Annotated in this window: 1 protein-coding gene and 1 pseudogene; both read left to right on the forward strand. The window is 32.9% G+C overall.

Translation table 11 applies throughout. From position 1 onward, the window contains the following. A partial coding sequence (locus tag AC1DTM_RS29345) for a DUF6005 family protein (protein WP_477001579.1) occupies window positions 1-542 on the forward strand: 542 nt, incomplete at its 5' end. Window positions 543-556: 14 nt separating this feature from the next. After that, window positions 557-849 (forward strand): annotated as a pseudogene (locus AC1DTM_RS29350) (sugar phosphate isomerase/epimerase family protein); the annotation flags it as partial.

Here is an 849-nt window from a genome sequence, read left to right on the forward strand (position 1 = left end):
ATTCTGTTAAAGACAACCCATTTGGTGGAGGCTATTTCATTGATATAGAAGGAATTCAGGAGCCAACACAAGAGATGGTAGAAAGTTATTTCATGGAAACATTCAAAAAAGATGATAATGAACTAACAATGGAATTAAAAGAATTAATAATAAAAATGGTAAATGAAGAGGATGGGTATTCACTTTCCGGGCTCGTAACGGCAGTAAAGCAAATACCCGTATTGGCAATACGTAAATATAGCTATGAACATGCCTTTGCATACTTCCGTGAAACGTTACAATATTCGGAGCAAGAATTTGATTATTGGTGTGATCGAGTGGAAGACATTGTACAAGGGTTTACAAATGTACAGTACCGTGCTATTAAAATGGCAATGACAAATAATAAAGATATGTTATTACCGATTATTGAAAAACTTGATGAAATGAATACAATTGAACTGCAGATTAAGGATGAATTAGAGAGACAGTTTCTGTCATGGAAAGATATGAAAACAAATCAGTCTGTCTTAACTAATACAAGTTCATTGAATTTAAGGTAAGGGAGCTCAAACCAATGAAATATTCGCTATGTACAATTTCATTTCGCCATCAACTAATTTCATTTACTGATATTGTTCAATTTGCATATGAAAACGGTTTTGAAGGAATTGAGTTGTGGGGGACCCATGCACAAAATTTATATATGCAAGAGCGTGAAACGACAGAACGAGAAATAGATTATTTAAAGGATAAAAATTTAGAAATTACGATGATAAGTGATTACTTGGACATATCATTATTAGCAGATTTTCAAAAAACGATGGGAAAATGTGAACAGCTGGTAACACTAGCTAATTGGTTTAATAC

The organism is Bacillus sp. P4_D3, assembly GCF_056401855.1.